Origin of the sequence: Microcoleus sp. Pol7_A1 (assembly GCF_036701085.1) — a bacterium.
GTDB lineage: Bacteria > Cyanobacteriota > Cyanobacteriia > Cyanobacteriales > Microcoleaceae > Microcoleus > Microcoleus asticus.
The window spans coordinates 1-2,842 of the sequence record NZ_JAUBQD010000140.1; the positions used below are offsets into that span (position 1 = coordinate 1).

Consider the following 2,842-nt stretch of genomic DNA (forward strand, 5'->3'; position numbering starts at 1 on the left):
TATCTACCAAAATGGAATTATCGTGCAGTTCCGACTATTTAGCAGACGCTAATGTTATTAAATTTTCATTCCTAAGTCAGAATTATCCCGTCCTTCGACCATTTGTAGGGTTCGCACGGCAACTCCTAAAGCAAGGATGGTGAGTCGTTGAATGGCTGTGACGGACTCTAACTGGGTAGCTTCGAGATTTAATCCAGCTTTTTTTAAGGTGGCAAAAAGTTGTTCAATGCGCCATCGCCATCGATACCATTTGATGACTTGTAGTGCTTGCTCTAAACAAACTACTTGGTGGGTAGTGAGTAATCGCCAATGAATCGCTTCTTGCCCGAATGGTGGGTTAATTTCCTCGGCTTCGACTGCATTCATAGTGAGACTGGGCGGATAATCTTGGGCTTTTAATTGATCGGGGCGTTGAAGTTGCACAGTCGTACACCGAACATTTAGCAACGCTTCTCTTGCTATTCCACCAATGCGTGGATCGCAGGGTATATTAATTGTATAAGTACCCTGAGTAGGCTGTTCTCTTAAGTAGGCGTAAAGCGATTGTGACTTTTCTAACAACCGACGGTCACAGGCGAACTCGGACTAATACATGATTGTGTTTGTCAGGTACGGTAGCCAATTCTTCATACAAGTCACTTTCGCGGTCGCCAATGTGGGTCACGAGGCTGGCACCACCGTTAGTTAAGCAGCTTTGACTACGCTCTGCCGATGCCAACCACTTGTAGGATTCTTTCTTCTCTATCGGCAATTTTCGATATTTCAGTTCATGCTTATCCTGATGCTCACCATCTCGACTCCACAGTTGCACCGTGCTTAACCCTAATGGAAAGCCACTTTCGCTATCCAAAACCAGCGTTGGATGAATATAAAACCCCACATCTGTGTTGTTACCAACTACTCCTAACTCCAGCGGTTTTAGTCGCCCGGAGTGAGACTGCAAATTTATTTCACTGCTATCACTTACAGCTAATACATGCCGTCCTTCTACTTGTTCTTGGCAATGATCCGCCAGACTCCGCACTAATTCTGCTAAGGTCACATTCTGGTTCTCTAAAAAGCGATAGTACCCCACTTGTTGCGCTCGATTTCGACTGATTTGACGAATGTTTACCGATTGATGTTGACGCATTGCTTCATACAATGCCGCCCCCTTTTTACCAACCGAGGGTCTCCAAATGCGGGGCCTTCGGTATGTTTGGCGTGAATCAGTATGGGATTGTCCACGGTAATTACTCCTTTCAAATCCTTGGACTAGCAATACTCTCAACCGTTTTGAGGCCATAGTCTCAAACCCTTGATTTTCCCGAAAGCAGAGCAAGTGCCTCAATCGCCCTGAAATCCTTATTATATCGTTGGTCATCAACAACAGTCCGCAGTTTTCCTAGTTTATTTTGACTTGTGTGTACACGGTAGGTGGCTGTGGGGGGACTTGTTGAAGAAAGTCCTCGCCATCGGGGCACTGTGTCCCAAATGATAGCAGTTCAATCGCCTCTAGGATTTGGGAAATTGGATTGTTATCGAAGTCAGCCTCGATCTGGTTCGAGAGTTGCCCGAGCCCCTTTGGGATTTCAGTTATCTGATTGTTATTCAGGTAAAGCTTTGTCAGATTGGATAGTTGCCCGAGATCCTCTAGGATTTCGGTTATCTCATAGTCACTGAGCTTAAGTATTTTTAAGTTGGTTAATTGAAGAACAGCATCAGGAAACTTAGTTATCCAATATCTCCTTGCTTCCTTTTTTTGCAGGGTAAGCTCATCTAATTTGGTATAAATTGTACTTGACAAAAAACCGCCAATAGACTTTCTATCTGTGAACAGAACTCCAACCTATAATCAAGTTTGAATCTTAACAAAGTCAATCAAGTTGAAACGGAGTTAAAGACAATGACAAAGGGTTTTGCACCTAGATTGAAACTCGCTGTAAAATCTCAAGCTAAAACAGCAGAAAAACGACAGTTAACACCTCTGAGCGAAATCCAAGCCCATTTATTGAATTATGTAGCAGAGCTCCCCGACCCCAGAGTTCAAAGAACCCAAAAACACTTATTAAAAGATATTTTAGTAATCTCTATTTTAGCCGTCATTGGCGGTGCCGAAGGTTGGGAAGACATGGAAAATTATGGCATCGCTAAACAGCAATGGTTAGAGGAATTTCTCGAATTACCCAATGGTATCCCGAGTGATGATACTTTTCGACGAGTCTTTGAAAGAATTAATCCTCAGGCTTTAGAACAATGTTTAGCGAAGTGGCTTCAAAGTATGCTTGGTTCGATAGTTGGCGAGATTATCCCCATCGATGGCAAAAGTGTTAGAGGTTCTTATGACCGTAATCAAGGCGTAAAAGCATTGCATTTGGTCACGGCTTGGGCAAGTGAACAGCGTTTAGTTTTAGGGCAAGTTAAAGTTGAGGATCATTCCAACGAGATTACAGCGATTCCGGCACTCTTAGAATTATTAGACCTGAGCGGGGCTCACGTTACCATTGATGCGATGGGAACTCAAACCGAGATTGTGAAACAAATTCGCCACAAAAAAGCTGATTATATTGTATCTCTTAAAGCCAATCATCCCACTTTACATTCTCAGGTTAAAGAATGGTTTGATACCAGAAGAGCTAATAACTTTGAAGGCATTAACGTTAGTTATAACCAACAGATTGAAAACGGACACCATCGCACTGAAAAACGTTATGTTTGGGCTGTTCCTTTAGAGGATGTTTTAAAAGTGAGGAGGTGTTGTAAGAAAGCTCACAAGGCTTAAGCTGAAATTTGTAGATACCAGCACCTTGTGAGCGAATGACTAAAGCATATCCTAGCAACTTGACGTGGGAGCAGTGGGAGC

At 43.1% G+C, this 2,842-nt stretch carries 2 protein-coding genes and 1 pseudogene; 1 reads left to right on the plus strand and 2 read right to left on the minus strand.

Features of this window, described 5'->3' with window-relative positions; translation table 11 throughout:
• Positions 1–72 precede the first annotated feature (72 nt).
• Positions 73–1,132: pseudogene (locus tag QUA20_RS31500) on the minus strand (IS4 family transposase); the annotation flags it as partial.
• A 252-nt stretch (positions 1,133–1,384) separates the two neighbouring features.
• Positions 1,385–1,786: a leucine-rich repeat domain-containing protein gene (locus tag QUA20_RS32265; RefSeq protein WP_445304741.1), complete on the minus strand. Its 402-nt coding sequence runs from the start codon at positions 1,784–1,786 to the stop codon at positions 1,385–1,387.
• A 99-nt stretch (positions 1,787–1,885) separates the two neighbouring features.
• Here QUA20_RS32265 and QUA20_RS31505 point away from each other — a divergent pair, with 99 nt between their 5' ends.
• Complete coding sequence (locus tag QUA20_RS31505) at positions 1,886–2,761, plus strand: ISAs1 family transposase (protein ID WP_333194260.1); 876 nt, start codon at positions 1,886–1,888, stop codon at positions 2,759–2,761.
• The last annotated feature ends 81 nt before the right edge of the window (positions 2,762–2,842 follow it).